The organism is Pedococcus sp. P1_H8, from assembly GCF_056405175.1.
Genome location: NZ_JBFUCP010000003.1, coordinates 223,123 through 239,034, shown reverse-complemented (window position 1 = coordinate 239,034; position 15,912 = coordinate 223,123). Strand labels below are relative to the sequence as shown.

The window sequence follows — 15,912 nt, the reverse complement described above, 5'->3', positions numbered from 1 at the left end:
CCACACCAACGTGGTTGTCGGCGCTGACCAAGGGAGTTCAGCTATGCCCACCCGTTCCATTCGTCTCGCCGGGGCCGCTCTCGTGGCTGGCCTCGGCATCGCGTCGCTCGCCGCGTGTGGCGGCAGCGGTGACTCCGGCTCCGGCAGCAGCAGCTCATCGTCCGGGGGCGGCGGGAAGAAGATCGCCCTCCTCCTGCCCGAGTCCAAGACCACTCGCTACGAGACCTTCGACCGCCCGCTGTTCGAGGCCGCCGTCAAGGCGGGCTGTGCCGACTGCACGATCATCTACAGCAACGCCGACCAGGACCCCGCCAAGCAGCAGCAGCAGGCCGAGGCCGCGCTGACCCAGGGAGCCAACGTGCTCGTCCTCGACCCGGTCGACGGCAAGGCCGCGGCAGCGGTCGTCGCCAGCGCCAAGGGCCAAGGCGTCCCTGTCGTCGCCTACGACCGGTTCATCGCCGGCGCCGACTACTACGTCTCGTTCGACAACGAGACCGTCGGCAAGATCCAGGCCCAGACCCTGGTCGACACGATCAAGGCCGGCGGCAAGACCTCGGGTGACATCGTGATGATCAACGGCTCGCCGACCGACCCCAACGCTGCGAGCTTCAAGAAGGGCGCCCACAGCATCCTCGACAGCAGCGGCTTCAAGATCGCGGCCGAGTACGACACCCCGGACTGGAGCCCGGACAAGGCGCAGGCCTGGATGGAGGGCCAGATCTCGGCCGTCAAGGGCAAGCTCGTCGGCGTGTATGCCGCGAACGACGGCACCGGCGGTGGCGCGATCGCAGCGCTCAAGGCCGGCGGCGTCACCCCGCTCCCGCCCGTCACGGGTCAGGACTCCGAGCTCGCCGCGATCCAGCGGATCCTCGCGGGCGACCAGGCCATGACCATCTACAAGCCGGTCCCGCCGGAGGCCGAGGCAGCGGCCAAGGCTGCCATCGCGCTGGCGAACAAGCAGAAGCCTGCATCGACCGGCGACACCGACGGTGTCCCCTCGACGATCCTCGACCCGATCGCGGTCACCAAGGACAAGGTCAAGGACACGATCATCAAGGACAACGTCTACAAGATCGCCGACCTCTGCACCGGTGCTTTCGCGGATGTCTGCGCGAAGGCAGGCTTGAGCTGACGCACCCCGCACCAGCGGGTGGGAGCAGCGCCTCGGCGCCGTTCCCACCCGCCGGCGCACGCGGCATACCGACACGACGGACCCGTTCCGGCGCAACGGCCTCCGCACCCGCTCCGGCCCCACCGAACCACTCGAAGGACTGACATGACCGCGACCCTCGCACCGCCGACGACAGCCGTCCTGGCGCTGACCGGTATCTCCAAGCGCTTCGGCGCCGTCCAGGCCCTCAAGGACATCGACTTCGACGTGCACTCGGGCGAGGTCGTCGCCCTGGTGGGTGACAACGGCGCGGGCAAGTCGACGCTCGTCAAGACCATCGCCGGCGTCTACACGCCCGACGAGGGCGAGATGACGTTCGACGGCAGTGCCGCCAGCGTCGCCAGCCCGGCGGAGGCGCAACACCTCGGCATCGCGACGGTCTTCCAGGACCTCGCCCTCTGCGACAACCTGGACGTCGTCGCCAACCTGTTCCTCGGTCGCGAGCTCTATCGCGGCCGGGCCCTCGACGAGGTGACGATGGAGCAGGAGTCCTGGCGGTTGCTGCGCCAGCTCAGCGCCAAGATCCCGTCGGTGCGCATCCCGGTGGCCAGCCTCTCCGGTGGCCAGCGCCAGACCGTGGCCATCGCCCGGTCGCTGCTCGGGGCGCCCAAGGTCGTGATGCTCGACGAGCCGACCGCGGCCCTCGGCGTCGCGCAGACCGCAGAGGTGCTGAACCTCGTGGAACGCCTGCGGGAGAACGGACTCGGGGTCATCCTCATCAGCCACAACATGTCCGACGTGATGGCCGTCGCCGACCGAGTGAGCGTCCTGCGCCTGGGTCGCAACAACGGCACTTTCAACGTCAGCCAGACGACCAGCCAGGAGATCATCGCCGCGATCACGGGTGCGACGACGAACGCCGTCTCGCAGCGGGCAGCCCGCCGCGCGGTGACCCCAGAACCCCTCGGCACCGAACCCATCGGCGCCGAACCCGCCGACTCAGACACCACCGGTCCCGCTGCCACCTCGGAGGAGCAGTCATGAGCACCCCCACGCCCACCCCCGAGCTGCAGTCGGTGGACGCCACCGCAGCGCTGCCTGCAGACCTGCAGGACGAGCGGCTGATCGCGTCGCAGGGCATCGGCGGCTTCCTGCGCGCGTTCCTGTCGCGGCTGCGCAGCGGTGACCTCGGGTCCCTGCCTGTCGTCGTCGGCCTCGTCGTCATCTGGGGTGTCTTCGCCCTGCGCAACGACGCCTTCCTCTCCAGCCGCAACCTCGTGAACCTCACCCAGCAAAGCGTCCCCACCGGGATCATCGCGCTCGGGATCGTGCTGGTGCTCCTGCTCGGCGAGATCGACCTGTCGGTCGGCTCGATCAGCGGGTTGTCGGCCGCGATCCTGGCCGTTGGCTTCGTCGGCCACGGTTGGTCGCTGCCCCTCGCGATCCTCGCCGCACTCGTCGCCGGGGCGGTCATCGGCGGGGTCTACGGCGTGCTCTACACGCGGTTCGGCGTGCCCAGCTTCGTCATCACCCTGGCGGGACTCCTCGGCTTCCTCGGCCTGCAGCTCAAGGTGCTCGGCAAGGAGGGGTCGATCAACATCCCGTTCGACTCCGCGATCGTGAAGTTCTCCGCCCTCAAGTTCCTGCCCGACGCGGTGGCCTACGGGATCGTCGTCGCTGCGGTGCTGATCTATGCAGCCCTGCGCCTTCGTTCCAACCAGCGTCGCTCTCTCGCGGGCCTGTCCACCACGCCGGTGGTCACGCTGGCCCTGCGTTCCGTGGCGCTGCTGCTGCTCCTGGGCATCCCGGTCTACGTGCTCAACCGCGACCGCGGGGTGTCGTACATGTTCGTGCTGTTCCTGGCGTTGGTCGTCATCTTCGACTTCGTCATCCGGCGAACGTCGTGGGGACGCTCCGTGCTCGCGATCGGCGGCAACGTCGAGGCAGCCCGGCGGGCCGGCATCAACGTCAAGCGGATCTACGTGACAGTCTTCGTGTTCTGCTCGACCCTCGCGGCCCTCGGTGGCCTCCTTGCCGCCGGTCGGCTGGCTGCCGCCAACCAGAGCAGCGGCGGCGGAGACGTCAACCTCAACGCCATCGCGGCCGCGGTCATCGGAGGTACGTCGCTGTTCGGCGGACGCGGCTCGGCGTACTCCGCCCTGCTCGGCATCCTCGTCATCCAGTCGATCTCGAACGGCCTGAGCCTGGTCAACCTCGGCTCGCCCGAGCGCTACATGATCACCGGCGGCGTCCTGCTGCTCGCCGTCATCGTCGACTCCCTGAGTCGCCGGAGCCGCGCCGCTCACGGCCGCGCCTGACACCCGACGACAGGAGGGGTATGCCGGGTGGTCACCACCCGGCATACCCCTCCCGTCGCGTGTCCCTCCTTTATCGGGTTACCCGATAAAGGKGCGCTTCACCCSGAAACGGTTCCCGGGTGAAGCGCAACAAAGTCCCTAGACCCGATAAAGGGGAGATCAGCGGGTGGCGAGCTCCGCGGCCTGGCGCTGGGACCAGGCCCGGTCGGCGGCATCGATGCTGGCGCGCGAGCCGAGGTCGACACCGGCCCGCTGGGCCGCCGCCTTGGCGGCAGCCGTCGTCAGGTCGGGCGCCCGGAACTGTTCGGGCGAGATCGAGGCGTCGGCGGCGGCATACCGACGCTGTTGGGTGGCCAGCCGGTCGGCCGAAAGCTCGGCCGTGCGCAGCGCGGCACCGCTGACCTTGAAGGCGCTCCCCGTCAGCGGGGTGCTCACGAGGGGGGCGTAGCCGTCGCGATGACCGGCGACGTTGGGGTGGTAGCTCTCACCGACCGGGTTGGACAGTCCGTTGAGCCACTCGACGTCGTCGCACACGGCGTGGCCGACGAACCGACTCGTCGGGTTGGCGAAGCTGAACCCCTTCGCGCTCGCCTGCGTCGACGTTCTGCTGTTGAGCAGGTCGGCGGTCTGGTTGAGTCGCGTCTCCTCCGCGGGGGAGAACCAGGTGAAGGCGTTGCAGTCCTCGCCCTGGAAGATCCGTGGGTAGCCGACGACGACGACCTTGGCGTTCGGCGCCTTGGACCTGATCGAGGCGTAGAGGGTCGACAGCCGCGCCGGGAGGGTGTTGTTGATGATGGACTGCGCGGCGTCGATCGCCCCGTTGCAGTCGCTCATCCAGCCGGGCTGGGCACACTCGGTGAGGACGTCCGCGAAGCCTGCGTCATTGCCACCGACCGAGATCGAGACCTGAGTCGTCGCGGTGCTGAGTGCACTCAGCTGGGTGTTGGTGACGTCGGCGACCGTGGCACCCGAGCAGGCCCGGAAGTTGAGGGTCAGCCCCTTGCTCGCCGAGATGAGCGACGGGTAGGCGTAGACCGAGCGCTGGCACGAGGTGCCGTCGTTGATGTAGGTCCGGGTGCCGGTGCCGGAGGAGTACGAGTCACCCAGTGCCACATAGGAGTTCGCGGCCTGGGCAGGTGCTGCTGAGACGGTGAGGGCGGCCGCGGCACCGAGTGCCGCGATCGCGCCGAACGTGCGGGTCATCGCCATTGACATCTCCCTGCAGTCCAGTGGATCGGTGAACGCACAGTAGGGCTGGGAGGGCGGTCGTGGCCGCCCAGCACGAAGTCGGGACGAACCCTTGTCAACTTCTTACCTGGGGGAGGAACTACCCCTCGGCCACCGAACCAGTCGAGGTGCCCACGCGAATCCGGTTGCCGTCGGGGTCGACCAGCTCGGTGTCGCGAGCCCACGGGTTGTCCTCGACCACCGTGCCGAACTCGGCGGCCACAGCGTCGACGTCGTCGACCCACAGGTAGGCCAACCCACCCGGCCTGGCGTCGCCGAGGTGCTCGGAAAGGTGGAGGTGGACGTCGCCACGGCGGACGATCAGGTAGACCGGCATACCGGGTCCGAAGCGGTGCGCGCTCACCTGCTCGAACCCGAGCCGTTCGTACCAGGGCAGAGCCGCGAGGGCGTTGGTCACGCGCAGGATCGGGCTGATGCTCTCGGCCACGGGGGCCTCCTGGGAGTCGGTCGAGGTCGGTGGGGCGCTCAAACCATCGTCGCAGCGCCCGCACCCGACCGCCCCTTTATCGGGTTTAGCAGGAAGGTTGCGCTTCACCCGAGAACCGTTGTCCCGTGAAGCACAACAGAGTCCCTAAACCCGATAAAGGGGTGGCGCGAGCGTGATCGACGCCCTGACCTGCGCAAACGTCGGGTTCTGAGTGGCGGGGCGGGGCTGCGTGGCATAGGAAGGGGGAGCGGCGTGACACGGCGTCGCTCGACGACAGGGAGAACCAGCCATGACCGAAACCCCCCTGAACGAAGCAAGCGACGACGAGGGCGGCATCGGACCGTCTGACGGTGGCGCGGCGGGCATGCCCGGCAGCGCCGACGACGGTGGTGCCGATGGCGGCGCCGACGGTGGTGCTGACAGTGGTGCTGACGGTGGCGCCGACGGCGGTGCCGGTGAAGGTCCCGCCGATGGCGGGGCGAACCCGGATGGCCACGACGGTGGTGCCGATGGCGGTGCTGATGGCGGCGCGGACGCCGAGGCGTAGCGACCCCACCCCCTGAGTCGGTGACTCGGTGACGACCACGTCGCCGCACCGGGTGCCCGCCACGAGCGGTGGGCGCCCGGTGCTGTCACGTCTGCTGGCCGTCTCTGCGGCCGAGTTCGCGCAGCGCTACTGGTCGCGTGAACCCCTGCTCAGCCGGGCGGCCGACCTGCCGACGTCCTTCGGCGACCTCTTCTCCGCAGATGCCGTCGACGAGCTCGTCTCGGGTCGCGGGCTGCGGACGCCGTTCCTGCGGATGGCGCGCGAGGGGACGACGCTCGAGGACCGCAGCTTCACCCGCGGAGGAGGGATCGGCGCCGCCATCGGTGACCAGGCCAGTGACGACGCGGTCCTGCACCACTTCTCCGAGGGCGCGACGTTGGTCCTGCAGGGCCTGCACCGGACCTGGCGCCCGATCATCGACTTCTCCCAGGCCCTGGCAGCCGAGCTCGGCCATCCGGTCCAGGTCAACGCCTACGTCACCCCACCCGAGAACACCGGCTTCAGTGACCACTACGACGTCCACGACGTGTTCGTCCTGCAGATCGCGGGTGAGAAGGTGTGGCGGATCCGGCCACCCGTGCACGAGCTGCCGCTGCGCGACGAGCCGTGGACGGACCGGCGAGCTGCCGTCGAGCACGCCGCCCAGGACCGGCCCCTCATCGAGGAGACCTTTGCCCCCGGTGACTGCCTCTACCTTCCTCGGGGCCACCTCCACTCGGCCACAGCGCTCGGCGGTACGAGTATCCACCTCACCGTCGGCGTCCACGCGTGGACCCGACGCCACGTGGCCGACGAGCTGGTTCGCGCCGCGGTGACCCGAGCCAGCCGGTCCCTCGAGCTGAGATCGGCCCTGCCGGTGGGCACGGACCTGGTCGCGACTGGTCCGGCTCCTGACGATGTCGAGGTGGTCCGCGCCGCACTGATCGAGGCCCTGGGACAGGTCGACGCCGCCGACCTCCGCGCCGGTCTGGCCGGTGCGGCCCGCGCCGCCCAACGCCCGGCGCCCCTGGCGCCGCTGGCCCAGGCCGAGGCGGCGAACGAGCTGTCGCAGTCGTCGCAGCTCGCGCTGCGCGCCCACGTCGCGGCGGCCCTCGTGCCGGCGGCCGGCGGACGCACGGTGCTGCGCAGCCGGGTCGGCGCGCTGCCTGTCGAGCGCACCGACCTTGCCGTTGTGGAACACCTCTTGGCCACCGGCTCCGCGACGGCGGGCGAGCTCGGGCTGGACCTCGCCCGGGCCCTCATGCGCTCCGGCATCGTCGTCCCCGGATGACGACGCCTCGGTGCTCGACGTCGGCCCGACGTCGCGGCGACCCCATGCTCGGCACCGCCGCACCCGCGACACGGTGGTTGCTCGTGGAGCACCCCGGCGGCTGGGCTCCGGCGGCCCTCGACAGTCCGGGGATCGCCTCCGCGGTTGCGGATCGCCTGCATCGGACCGCCCTGGAGGTCGGTGGCCGGGTCGTGCTGATCCGCCGACCCGGCAGGGCCGCGGTCCCGGCAGCACCAGAGGAGCGTCGCTGGACCGTGCTCGACCTCGACGGCCGACAGCAGTGGGGCACCTGGCGGCGGTCCGAGGACCTGCTCGCCGCCGGCTCGGCGCTGCTCCGCGGTCCCGTTGACTCGGTCGGCGGACCTCCCGCGGACCCGCTCCTGCTGGTCTGCACCCACGGCCGGCACGACGTCTGCTGTGCCGTCCGGGGGCGCCCGGTCGCCCAGGCGCTCGCGGTCCGCTGGCCGCAGCAGACGTGGGAGTGCACCCACATCGGCGGCGACCGGTTCGCCGCCAACCTGCTCGTCGTCCCTGACGGCACTGTCTACGGCGGCCTCGACGCGGCGAGCGCCGTCGACGTCGTGCAGGGCCACTTCTCGGGTTCGGTGGATCTCGAGCACCTGCGCGGGTTCTCGGCCCATCGCCCACCCGTGCAGGCCGCTCTTGCGGCGGTACTTCGCGCACACGGCCCGGCGGCCGCCCACGACGTGGTGCCCGGCGAGGTGGTCGCGGACGGCCAGCTCTGGCACGTCGAGGTGCTGGGCCGGGGAGCGGTGCCGGCGCGGTCGGCGGTGACCGTCCGACGCACCAGCCAGCCCGCCGCCCGGCTCACCTGTCGGGCCGACGCCAGCGCAACGGCATACGTGTGGACCGCTGTGGTCGCCGACCCGGCCGGCTGAGGAATCTCGGCCACGTGGCCCCGTTTCAGCCGCGTCCGCCGCGTCCGCCGCGTCCGCCGCGCCCGCTCAGGCCACGCGTCCACCGCACGAAGCCGACCCCAGCCAGGTGTGCGGATTCCCCTCCCAGCACCAGCCCAGCCGCGGGTGCCCCTTGCTCACCCAGAGCGCGGCCACCCGCTTGCTGCCGTCCCTCGCGCCGGGCACGAAGAACGCGTTGCGCTCCTTGAGGATCCCGGGCCACAGCGCGAGCAGGCTGACGCCCTCGTCGATGGTGAGCGGCGTGCGGCCCTCGGCCGCGATGAGCGGCAGCGCGTCCTTGGCCCGCACGTCGAGCGTCGCCTTCCCGGTGTCGACGTCCGTGACGAGGTATGCCGCGCGCTCCGGGACATCCACGCCGCGGATCGGGCGGTAGCCGGCGAGGTCGTCGGCGGTGTACTCGGTCCAGCCGGTGGTGGCCTTCCAGTGAATCGTCGGCATCGCCCGGTCCGGGCCCACCAACTGCGACGACACGACGAGCGCGAACGGGATCCGGTCCTCATTGCTGGCCATGGCGCGAGATGCCTTCTCTCGCAACGGTTCGACCAGTTCGAGGAACGCCGTCTCGTCGACCCCCGCGAGTGTGGGGTACCTGGCCTCGAGGTAGGTCTCGAGCTGTCGGTCGAACTCGGCTGCGGTCACGGTTCTCCTCGGTGCGGTGCGGGTGGCCGACGTTCAACGTGGGGCGACGGTCACCCGTTCCCTGGTCTGCTCCATGTCGGGCCCACAGACCCGGGTCGGCTTCGCGCTCCCGTCGGCGCCGTCGGTCCCGGCGGTGCCGCCCTCGCCGGCCGGCGGTGCCGGGTCGGGTGCGCGGCCCTCGATCCGCGACCCGTTGATGAGGGTGACGTCGTCGTAGGCGGGGCGTCCTTCGATGACGTTGCGGAACTGGTAGCGCGTGAGTGAGGCCAGCCGGCAGTCGGTGCCGAACGTCGCGATGTCGAACGCGGAGGGCTGGCCCGTGAGCTCGCCAGCGTCCGCCTTGTCGCCGTTGCCGGCGCCTCCCGCGTCGTCGCTCGCGATGAAGTGGCTGAACGGTCCACCGCCGGTGAAGGTGCCGACCCCGATCCGTGATCCCTCGAGCTGACTGGCGTGCAGGTGGCCGTTGACCCGGATCCCTGCCCTGGCAACGTCCTTGGCTGCCGACGGCTCGTGGGAGACGACGACGTCCGGGACGGGCTGGTCGGCCATCGCCGCGTTGAACCGCGCCGCCGCCGGCTTCTGCTTGGCGGCGTTGTTGGTGTTGTCGTCGCCGAACCACCGGGGATCGTTGAACCCGGCGATCCGCAGCCCGTGGATGCTCTCGACCGTGAAGGTCTGCGCGTCGGGCTCGAGCAGCACGACGTTGCGGATGCCGGCGAGCCGGTCCAGCACCTCGCGGTCGACGTCGGACCGCCCGTCGTGGTTGCCCTTGACGAACAGGTAGGGAACACCGAGGGAGGCAATGCCCTGGAAGAGGTCTGCGGCGTCCGCCTCGGTGGCGCTGCCGAAGTTCACCAGGTCGCCGGAGTCGATGACGGCGTCGATACGCTCCTGCTCGACGATGGTCTTCATCAGGGCGTACTGGTTGGCGCCGTGGATGTCCGACACCAGGAGGATCCGCGCGGCGACGGGCTGGTCGAGCACCTGCGGTGAGTACTTGTCCTGAAGCGCGGAGGACAGCGCCAGGAGGTTCTTGAGGTAGGGCGTGACCTGCTCGGCCCTGGTCTCGACCCCCTCCAGGAGGTCGGCGTTGCGCTGGACGGTCCCGAGGATGCCGGTCGTCGTGAAGCTGTCGAGCCGTTCCGGCTGGTAGGTCACCCCGATCACGCCGAACGTCGCGACGCACGACGCGACCCACACGGAGGCAACCACTGCGCTCCACCGCAGCCGCGGCGCGCGTCGCCGCCACGCGGCATACCCACCGAGACAGAGGAGGGCGACGGCGAGGGCGCCCGCTGCGAACCGCCAGGCCAGGGCGATGGCGCCGCCGCGGGCGGCGCGCTCGAGCTCGAGGGGGCCGGGTTGGAGGGACTGGACCGAGATGTTGGGGCGCGCGAGGAGATCGGTGATGCGTTCCTTGACGTGCACCTGGGCGACCACCCCGGGTGCCGGCACCAGTCCCGCGAAGTCCATCCGGATGTCGCCGAAGATGGTCGGGCTCTGGATGGCCGAGACGTCGCCGGGGTTGAGTGACAGCCGCAGGTCGGCGCCGTAGTTGAGGGTGTCGGCGCTGCTCGGGAAGAGCGTCGTGGCAGCCACGCCACCGCTGTTGCAGGCGACGAAGAGGACGACCAGCGCGCCGAGCCGCAGCAGCCACCGGGACGCACGCCTCCACCGACGTGGGCTCTCGGGGGGCGTGCTCACCTCTCCACCGTAACGGGCGGCACCCGTGGTCCCATCGCCACTCGCTGCAGTCACCTCCCCGTCACCTCAGGCACCTCCTAGGCTTGGGGTATGCCGCGCAGCCTGGGAACGCTCGAGGGCCGCACCTTCGCTGCGGTGCTGTTCGACATGGACGGGACGCTGATCGACTCGATCCCCGTCGTGATCCGGTCGTGGGTGCGCTGGGCCCAGGAAGAGGGCGTCGATCCGCGTCGGCTGGCCGGCTTCCACGGGGTGCCGGCGCGCGGGGTGATCTCGGCGTTGCTGCCGCCGGAGCGCGTCGATGCCGCGTTCGAGCGGATCGAGGCGATCGAGATCGCGGACACCGAGGGCATCGCGATCCTGCCTGGCGCCGTTGACGCGCTCAACGCGCTGAGCGCCGCGAGGACCGACGGCAGCGACCTGGCTGCCATCGCCACCTCGTGCACGACCCCGCTGGCGCTTGCCCGGATCGCCGCGACCGGACTCCCGGCGCCGGCCGTCGTCGTGACCGCGAGCGACGTGGCGCAGGGCAAGCCGCATCCCGACCCGTTCCTGCTCGCCGCCGCACGGCTGGGGGTGAACCCGGCCGACTGCCTCGTCGTCGAGGACGCGCCCGGCGGTCTCGAAGCAGCCCGGGCAGCGGGTTGCGCCACTCTGGCCGTCTCCACGACGACAGCGGTCGCGGACTTGATCGCCGATGCTGTTGTCGGCACGCTCGCGGACGTGCGGTTGTCCGTGGTGGCTGGCCGCGTTCGGGTGACGGCAGAGGTGACCGGCCCATAAGTTGGGTCCATGGACGCTGACGTCATCGTGGTCGGAGCCGGCCTGTCCGGACTCGTCGCTGCCGCCGAGATCGCGGATGCAGGGCGCCGGGTCCTGGTCGTCGACCAGGAGAGCGCAGCCAACCTCGGCGGGCAGGCGCACTGGTCGTTCGGTGGGCTGTTCCTCGTCGACAGCCCCGAGCAGCGGCGGATGGGCATCAAGGACACGGTCGACCTGGCCTGGCAGGACTGGCAGGGTTCGGCGGGTTTCGACCGGCTGGACGACGAGGACAAGTGGGGCTCGCAGTGGGCGCGCGCCTACGTCGACTTCGCCGCCGGGGAGAAGCGGTCCTGGCTGCACGAGCAGGGGATGCGGTTCTTCCCCGTCGTGGGTTGGGCGGAGCGGGGCGACGGCTCGGCGTCGGGGCATGGCAACTCGGTGCCGCGGTTCCACATCGTGTGGGGGACCGGGCCCGGGGTGCTCGCGCCGTTCCTCAGACGCGTCGCAGAGCATGTCGCAGCGGGTCGGGTCGAGCTGCGGCACCGCCATCAGGTCGACGAGCTGGTCACGAGTGACGGCGCCGTCACCGGGGTGCGGGGCACGCTGCTGGCCGACGACCCGGCCGACCGGGGCAGGCCCACCAACCGGAACGCCGTCGGCGAGTTCGAGCTGACCGCGCAGGCGGTGGTGGTGACCAGTGGTGGCATCGGCGCCAACCACGATCTGGTGCGCGCCAACTGGCCCGCACGACTCGGCAAGCCACCCGAGCACATGCTCACCGGTGTCCCGGCGCACGTCGACGGCCGGATGCTGGCCATCACCGAAGCCGCGGGTGGGCGCCTGGTCAACCGCGACCGGATGTGGCACTACGTCGAGGGCATCGAGAACTGGGACCCGATCTGGCCGTCCCACGCGATCCGCATCCTGCCGGGGCCGAGCTCCCTGTGGTTCGACGGGAACGGCGACCGCCTTCCGGCGCCGCTGTTCCCCGGCTTCGACACGCTGGGCACGTTGTCGCACCTGCGTCAGACCGGACACGACCACAGCTGGTTCATCCTCACGAAGAAGATCATCGGCAAGGAGTTCGCGCTGTCCGGGTCGGAGCAGAACCCCGACCTCACCGGCAAGTCGGTCAAGGACGTGCTGGGGCGTGCCCGGGCCGACATGCCCGGACCGGTTCGCGCCTTCCTCGACAAGGGTGCCGACTTCGTGTCGGCCGACACCCTCGGCGAGCTCGTCGCCAAGATGAACGCCCTGACCCCGGACGCCCCCCTCGACCTGGCCCATCTCGAACGCCAGATCGTCGACCGTGACCGGCAGATCGACAACGACTTCTGCAAGGACGCCCAGGTCACCGCTGTGCGTGGGGCGCGAAACTACCGTGGTGACAAGCTGATTCGCACGGCGTCGCCACATCGCATCCTCGACCCCAAGGCCGGCCCGCTCATCGCGGTGCGCCTCAACATCCTCACCCGCAAGACCCTCGGTGGCCTCGAGACGGACCTCTCGTCGCGGGTCCTGTCCGCGTCGGGCGAGCCGGTGCCAGGACTGTATGCCGCGGGCGAAGTTGCCGGGTTCGGCGGCGGTGGGGTGCACGGGTACCGCGCGCTCGAGGGCACCTTCCTCGGCGGCTGCATCTTCTCCGGGCGCACCGCAGGCAGGGCTGCTGCTGCCGCCGTCAGCTGACGGGGGTTCGCCGTTTCGTCGAGCGCGGCCCACGGGATCGACGCCCCTTTTCGTGACTTGTCCAGGCTGCGCCTCGTTGTCCCCCCAAGAGCCGCACCTCTGGAGGATCACATGCAGCGCATCAGCCCATCCGTTCGCGCCGTCCTGACCGGTCTCGCGGGCGCCGCCATCCTGGTCCCGTCGACGGCCGGCATCGCCTCCGCCCACGGAGACCATGGCAAGGACGCAGGGCGGGCGGCAGCAGCGCGTCAGGCCTATTCCGGCGGGACGAGCGTGCCCCTGGTGAACAGCCCGAACCTGCACCTGGCGGCGAACTTCCCGGAGACGGCCGGCATCTCCGGCTGCTTCCTCAAGACAGCTCCCCTGTTCGTCATGTCTTCGCTGGACTCGCTCAGCGTCTTCGACGTCAGCGATCCGGTCGCCCCCAAGCTGGTCGGCACCCTGCCCAACCTGGTCTTCGAGAACGAGGCCATCAACTGCGGCGAGCGCAAGACGAGTGCCGGGACCGAACGTTTTGCGCTCATCGGCGTGGACACCTACGACGTGTCCGCCGACATCCAGCACACCGCCGCGGCGGCTGGTGGCAAGGAGCTTATCGTCGTCGATGTCACTGACCCGACGAAGCCCCGACTGCGCTCGAGCGCGACGGCCACCACGAGCACGCACACGGTGGCCTGCGTCGACGACCGCGACTGCCGCTACGCCTACTCCGCGGGTGGTCGCACGAACTTCTCGATGATCGACCTCGACAACCTCGACGCACCGCACGAGGTCGACGGGGACCCGGCGACGGTCGGGGTGCAGCCCTTCGCCTCACCGAGCGGTGGGCACAAGTGGAACTTCGACAAGGCCGGCTACGCGACGCACACGGGCTACAACGGGTCGTCGATCTTCGACGTGCGGGACCCGCTCCACCCCCGAGTCGTCACCACCACTGGACTGGCCGGCCGCGGGTTCGAGGCGGACGGCACCACCAAGAACGGGTACAACGACTTCATCCACCACAACTCGTTCCGGCCCAATGCCGAGGCGTTCGTGCCCGACGCAGCACCCAGCCTCGCCAACGGCAACGTCCTGCTGGTCACCGAGGAGGACTACGAGCAGGTCGACTGCACCCAGGCCGGGTCGTTCCAGACCTGGTGGGTGAAGCGCCTCGACGGCGCCCCGGACGCGATCGTGCCGCTCGACAAGGTCGAGCTGTCCGACCTCGGCTCGTTCCCGCTGCCGGTGGGCGCGTTCTGCTCCGCGCACTGGTTCGACTTCCACCCGTCGGGAGTCGTCACCGTGGGCTTCTACGGAGGCGGGACCCAGCTGGTCGACATCCGCGACCCGCGTGACATCAAGCCCTATGGCCACGCCGTGTGGGGCGCATCGGAGGTGTGGGACTCCTACTGGGTGCCGGACTACACCAAGCACGATGTCCGAACCGACCGCAAGACCAACGTCGTCTACTCGGTGGACCTGGTTCGGGGGCTCGACGTCTACACCGCTGACCTGCCCGGTGGGCGCACCACGTCCACAGCGTCGTCGGTCCTGCCCAGCGGCCTGCTGCCGTAAGGGCAGGGCGCACCCCGGCCGGACTGGACCAGCCTCAGGGCAGGCGGTCGCGGACGACGTTGTCGAGGACGGCCAGTGGCACGCTGCCACCGTCGAGCACGGCGTTGTGGAACGCCTTGATGTCGAACCGGTCGCCCTGTCGTTCCTGCGCCTCCCCACGGATCCGCAGCACCTCCAGCCGCCCGATCATGTAGCCGCACGCCTGACCCGGCATCACGGCATACCTGTCGATCTCGGCCTTGACCCCACCCACGCTGAGCGGGCAGTTCGCGACCATGTAGTCGACGGCCTGCTGTCGGCTCCACCCCATCGCGTGCAGGCCGGTGTCGACGACCAGCCGGCAGGCGCGCATGGAGTCCATCGTGAGCATGCCGAGCCGTTCGAGCGGACTGGTGTAGAGGCCCATCTCGTCAGCGAGGCGTTCGGTGTAGAGCCCCCAGCCCTCGGCATAGGCGTTGAAGATCGTGAACTTGCGGTACTTCGGCACCTCGGTGAGCTCGCCGGCGATGGCCAGCTGGAGGTGGTGCCCGGGGATGCCCTCGTGATACGACAACGCCTCCAGCTCGAAGCGGCCCCAGTGCGCAGGGTCGGCGGTGTTGATGTAGAACGTCCCGCCGCGGCTGCCGTCGTCAGCGGGCGGGAAGTAGTAGGCCGCCGCGCCCACGTCGGTGGACTTCACCACGCAGTCCGCGACCGGCAGCCGGTCGAACCACTCCGGCATGACACCTCGCGCCTTGGCGAACGCGGTCTCGCAGGCGGCGACGATCTCGGTGGAGCTGGTATGCCGCAGTGCGGGGTCTTCGCGCAGGGCCCGGTAGATCGACGGCAGGTCGTCGGTACCGACCACCGCCGGTGCGAGGGTGCGGTACTCGTCCTCGAGCGAGGCGATCTGCTCCAGTCCGATCTCGTGGATCTGTGCGGCCGTGAGCGTCGTGGTGGTGTCGCGGGCGAGCAGGCGGGCATAGGTCTGCTCGCCGTCCGGGAGCCAGGACAGACCGCACTGCTCATCGGACCGCATGACCGGGGCGACCTCGTCTCGCAGTACGTCACGGAAGGCCTCGAGGGCCGGCCGGACGTCGGCGGCGATGACGTCCGTGAGGCGGCCACGCCAGGCCTCGACGTCATAGCCGGCAGGTGGTTCGGTCGTGGAGGTGAGGAGGACGTCCTCGTCGAGCGGACTGGCCAGCCACTGCTCGACCTGTTCGATCGCGCGTTCCACGGCGAAGGTCGCAGGGGTGCGCCCCGAGGCGACCCCCTCGCGGTGCCGCTCGGCGAAGTCGCGGATGCTCTGGCCGATGCCGCGGTACTTGGACACCATGGCGTCGGCGACCTCTGCCGTCGGGAGCGAGAGTCCGGCGACCGTGACACCGAGGGCGACCTGGACCCCGAAGACCGGGTCGACGCCGAACTCGGCCAGGTGCGACTCACCCACGTCGGCGGACGTCGTCGCGTCGAAGGCAACGACGTCACGGGTCACCTTGTCCGGTTCGGCCAGGCCCTCGTCGGGGATGGACTTGGCACGCGCGGCGAACTCGCGCAGGGCCGCGACCTCGGCGTCCTCGGCAGCCCGCGACCCGTCCTCGTACCGGTCGGCGAACCGGTAGTCACCCAGCATGTGCGCCCAGGTGGGCGAGGTCCGCATGCGGTAGTCGTGGAAGTCGTCCGCCAGCTGCTGCACCGAGTCGGTCATGACCCCGAACGTACC

The 15,912-nt window shown here is 70.3% G+C and carries 14 protein-coding genes; 9 read left to right on the top strand and 5 right to left on the bottom strand.

All coding sequences use genetic code 11. The features are described from left to right. The first annotated feature begins 43 nt into the window (after positions 1-43). From AC1DYG_RS04640 to AC1DYG_RS04630, 3 genes are all read left to right on the top strand, one after another. On the top strand, positions 44-1,132 hold the full coding sequence (locus tag AC1DYG_RS04640) for a substrate-binding domain-containing protein (protein WP_477638720.1): 1,089 nt from the start codon (positions 44-46) through the stop codon (positions 1,130-1,132). A 144-nt stretch (positions 1,133-1,276) separates the two neighbouring features. Then, positions 1,277-2,155: an ATP-binding cassette domain-containing protein gene (locus tag AC1DYG_RS04635; protein WP_477638719.1), complete on the top strand. Its 879-nt coding sequence runs from the start codon at positions 1,277-1,279 to the stop codon at positions 2,153-2,155. Next, positions 2,152-3,429 (top strand): sugar ABC transporter permease, encoded by a 1,278-nt coding sequence (locus AC1DYG_RS04630; protein WP_477638718.1) that lies wholly within the window; start codon positions 2,152-2,154, stop codon positions 3,427-3,429. The genes AC1DYG_RS04635 and AC1DYG_RS04630 overlap by 4 nt, the downstream gene beginning before the upstream one ends. A 159-nt stretch (positions 3,430-3,588) precedes the next feature. Here AC1DYG_RS04630 and AC1DYG_RS04625 read toward each other — a convergent pair whose 3' ends face one another. After that, a complete protein-coding gene (locus tag AC1DYG_RS04625; protein WP_477638717.1) occupies positions 3,589-4,638 on the bottom strand; it encodes an SGNH/GDSL hydrolase family protein in 1,050 nt (349 codons plus the stop codon). A 118-nt stretch (positions 4,639-4,756) separates the two neighbouring features. Then, positions 4,757-5,104: a glyoxalase superfamily protein gene (locus tag AC1DYG_RS04620; RefSeq protein WP_477638716.1), complete on the bottom strand. Its 348-nt coding sequence runs from the start codon at positions 5,102-5,104 to the stop codon at positions 4,757-4,759. Between the two features lie 289 nt (positions 5,105-5,393). On the opposite strand from AC1DYG_RS04620, the gene AC1DYG_RS04615 reads away from it, so the two are divergent. From AC1DYG_RS04615 to AC1DYG_RS04605, 3 genes are read left to right on the top strand one after another with little or no spacing between them, the layout of a single operon-like run. Beyond that, a complete protein-coding gene (locus AC1DYG_RS04615) occupies positions 5,394-5,651 on the top strand; it encodes a hypothetical protein (protein WP_477638715.1) in 258 nt (85 codons plus the stop codon). A 28-nt stretch (positions 5,652-5,679) separates the two neighbouring features. Further along, positions 5,680-6,921, top strand: a complete 1,242-nt coding sequence (locus tag AC1DYG_RS04610; protein WP_477638714.1) for a cupin domain-containing protein — start codon at positions 5,680-5,682, stop codon at positions 6,919-6,921. After that, positions 6,918-7,820: a sucrase ferredoxin gene (locus AC1DYG_RS04605; RefSeq protein WP_477638713.1), complete on the top strand. Its 903-nt coding sequence runs from the start codon at positions 6,918-6,920 to the stop codon at positions 7,818-7,820. Before AC1DYG_RS04610 ends, AC1DYG_RS04605 begins: the two co-directional genes overlap by 4 nt. Positions 7,821-7,886: 66 nt before the next feature. On the opposite strand, the gene AC1DYG_RS04600 is transcribed toward AC1DYG_RS04605, so the two are convergent. Together AC1DYG_RS04600 and AC1DYG_RS04595 are read right to left on the bottom strand one after the other, a co-directional pair. Then, on the bottom strand, positions 7,887-8,498 hold the full coding sequence (locus AC1DYG_RS04600) for a DUF5701 family protein (protein WP_477638712.1): 612 nt from the start codon (positions 8,496-8,498) through the stop codon (positions 7,887-7,889). A 33-nt stretch (positions 8,499-8,531) separates the two neighbouring features. Then, entirely contained in the window at positions 8,532-10,202 is a 1,671-nt protein-coding gene (locus AC1DYG_RS04595) for a metallophosphoesterase family protein (protein WP_477638711.1), read from the bottom strand. Positions 10,203-10,292: 90 nt separating this feature from the next. On the opposite strand from AC1DYG_RS04595, the gene AC1DYG_RS04590 reads away from it, so the two are divergent. The 3 genes from AC1DYG_RS04590 to AC1DYG_RS04580 all read left to right on the top strand — a co-directional run bounded on the left by AC1DYG_RS04590 (position 10,293) and on the right by AC1DYG_RS04580 (position 14,207). Continuing rightward, the gene (locus tag AC1DYG_RS04590; RefSeq protein ID WP_477638710.1) at positions 10,293-10,985 is read left to right on the top strand and encodes an HAD-IA family hydrolase; all 693 of its coding nucleotides are present in this window, start codon (positions 10,293-10,295) and stop codon (positions 10,983-10,985) included. Between the two features lie 9 nt (positions 10,986-10,994). Then, positions 10,995-12,650, top strand: coding sequence for an FAD-binding dehydrogenase (locus AC1DYG_RS04585; protein ID WP_477638709.1), 1,656 nt, complete (start codon positions 10,995-10,997; stop codon positions 12,648-12,650). Positions 12,651-12,761: 111 nt separating this feature from the next. Beyond that, positions 12,762-14,207: an LVIVD repeat-containing protein gene (locus AC1DYG_RS04580; RefSeq protein ID WP_477638708.1), complete on the top strand. Its 1,446-nt coding sequence runs from the start codon at positions 12,762-12,764 to the stop codon at positions 14,205-14,207. Positions 14,208-14,241: 34 nt separating this feature from the next. Here the strand turns inward: AC1DYG_RS04580 and AC1DYG_RS04575 are convergent, their stop codons facing one another. Beyond that, positions 14,242-15,897, bottom strand: a complete 1,656-nt coding sequence (locus tag AC1DYG_RS04575) for a DUF885 domain-containing protein (RefSeq protein WP_477638707.1) — start codon at positions 15,895-15,897, stop codon at positions 14,242-14,244. Positions 15,898-15,912 lie beyond the last annotated feature (15 nt).

Excerpts from the sequence above, each read along its gene's own strand:
- AC1DYG_RS04635 (WP_477638719.1), top strand. The coding sequence starts at position 1,277 with ATGACCGCGACCCTCGCACCGCCGACGACAGCCGTCCTGGCGCTGACC.
- AC1DYG_RS04585 (WP_477638709.1), top strand. The coding sequence starts at position 10,995 with ATGGACGCTGACGTCATCGTGGTCGGAGCCGGCCTGTCCGGACTCGTC.
- AC1DYG_RS04575 (WP_477638707.1), bottom strand. The coding sequence starts at position 15,897 with ATGACCGACTCGGTGCAGCAGCTGGCGGACGACTTCCACGACTACCGC.
- AC1DYG_RS04590 (WP_477638710.1), top strand. The coding sequence starts at position 10,293 with ATGCCGCGCAGCCTGGGAACGCTCGAGGGCCGCACCTTCGCTGCGGTG.
- AC1DYG_RS04625 (WP_477638717.1), bottom strand. The coding sequence starts at position 4,638 with ATGGCGATGACCCGCACGTTCGGCGCGATCGCGGCACTCGGTGCCGCG.
- AC1DYG_RS04615 (WP_477638715.1), top strand. The coding sequence starts at position 5,394 with ATGACCGAAACCCCCCTGAACGAAGCAAGCGACGACGAGGGCGGCATC.
- AC1DYG_RS04630 (WP_477638718.1), top strand. The coding sequence starts at position 2,152 with ATGAGCACCCCCACGCCCACCCCCGAGCTGCAGTCGGTGGACGCCACC.
- AC1DYG_RS04580 (WP_477638708.1), top strand. The coding sequence starts at position 12,762 with ATGCAGCGCATCAGCCCATCCGTTCGCGCCGTCCTGACCGGTCTCGCG.
- AC1DYG_RS04640 (WP_477638720.1), top strand. The coding sequence starts at position 44 with ATGCCCACCCGTTCCATTCGTCTCGCCGGGGCCGCTCTCGTGGCTGGC.
- AC1DYG_RS04605 (WP_477638713.1), top strand. The coding sequence starts at position 6,918 with ATGACGACGCCTCGGTGCTCGACGTCGGCCCGACGTCGCGGCGACCCC.